Raw genomic sequence first — 1,606 nt, 5'->3', positions numbered from 1 at the left:
GCCAGGCTCATCTCCCGCTGGAAGGCGACCGAGGCGAAGAGGAACAGCCCCAGCATCGCGAACAGGGCGATGAAGCCGCCGCGCGCCGAGTCGCCCGGACTCTTCGTCTCCTCGGTGACGCTGAACGCCGCGTCCCAGCCCCAGAAGAAGAACACCGCGAGGACCAGCCCCTGAGCGACATCGCCACCGCCTACGCCCGGTTGAACCGTTCGGAGCCCAACTGCGGCAACGGCTACGTGTGGGTCGGCAAGTCCCTCGGACCGTGGCCGGGCTTCCTGACCGGCTGGGTCACCCTGGTCGGCTCGATCATCTTCTGCGCCTACACCAGCGCGATCATGGGTTCCGTCGTGCTGATCCTCGCCGGCAAGGCGGGGCTGCACAGCGTCGCCGGGGTCGCTCTCGATCCCACGTCGACAGGGGTGACCACGGCGGTCGGGCTGGTCATCCTGCTCGCCCTCGCGGCGCTGGCCGTCACGGGGCTGCGGGCCGCGGCCCGCTTCCAGTTCGCCCTGCTCGTCTTCGAGTACGCGGTGCTGCTGGGGTTCTGCGGCTGGGCCCTGGTCACCGGCGACCAGGACTTCTCGCTGTCGTGGTTCAACCCGTTCGAGATCCCCGACGGCACGGCCTTCGCTCAGGGGCTGGTCCTCGCGGTGTTCTTCTTCTGGGGCTGGGACGCGGCGTTCAGCGTCACCGAGGAGACGAAGAGTCCGGGCGACTCGGCGCGCGGCGGCTTCATCGCCCTGTTCGCGATGCTGGGGCTGTTCCTCTTCGCCTCGGTCGCCTTCCAGCGGGAGATGAGCCTGGCCGAACTCATCCGCAACGGCCCGCAGGCACTGCCCTACCTGGGCGCCAAGCTCGCCGCCGAGCCATGGGCCACGCTGCCCGTGCTGGCGTTGATGTTCTCCGCGATGGCCTCCGTCCAGGCCACCCTGATCCCGACGGCCCGCGGGCTGCTCGCCATGGGCCGCGACCGCACCATGGGCCCCGTGTGGACCCGCGTCCACCCCCGGTACGGCACCCCCGCAGCGGGCACGGCCGTGGTCCTCGGCGTCGCCACCGTGATCGCGCTGCTCGCCGTGGCGATCCCCAGGCTGAGCGACATGCTGCTGGCCGCCGTCAACGCCAGCGGCCTGCTCGTCGCCCTGTACTACGGCCTCACCGCGCTAGCCTGCGCCGTCCGCTTCCGTACCTCCCTGCGCTCCGGCCCACGTGAGGCGCTGCTCGCCGTCGGGGTGCCCGCCGCGTCCGGCCTGGTCCTGCTCGGCCTCGGCTGCTATCTCGGCCACTCGTACCTGACGATGAGCGACCACTTCGAACTCAGCCCGGACAACGGGTGGTTCATGTTCTCGCTGCCGGCCGCCATCGTCCTCGCCGGCCTCGCCATGGCCGCGGTCGCCAAGTACGTGCGCCGGTCGCCGTACTTCACCACGGGGCGCGGCACCGACGCCGAGGCGATCACCCTCCCCATGGACCGCCAGGCCGTCTGAACCCGGGTCCGCAGCCCAGCGCCGTCCCCTCCCCTCACACCGCCGTCTCTCCTGGAGCTCCCGCCTTGCCGCAGTCCCGTGTCCCGAGCGCCGCCGATCTGGTCCCCACCGGCGGTCCC

General features: G+C 71.4%; 1 pseudogene. It reads left to right on the top strand.

Features of this window, described 5'->3' with window-relative positions:
* Nucleotides 1-167: 167 nt before the first annotated feature.
* A pseudogene (locus tag AOK15_RS33390) lies at nt 168-1,487 on the top strand (APC family permease); the annotation flags it as partial.
* Between the last annotated feature and the right edge of the window lie 119 nt (nt 1,488-1,606).

The sequence above is a fragment of the Streptomyces ossamyceticus genome, from assembly GCF_001418475.1.
GTDB lineage: Bacteria > Actinomycetota > Actinomycetes > Streptomycetales > Streptomycetaceae > Streptomyces > Streptomyces ossamyceticus.
This window is presented reverse-complemented; position numbering and strand designations above follow the sequence as displayed.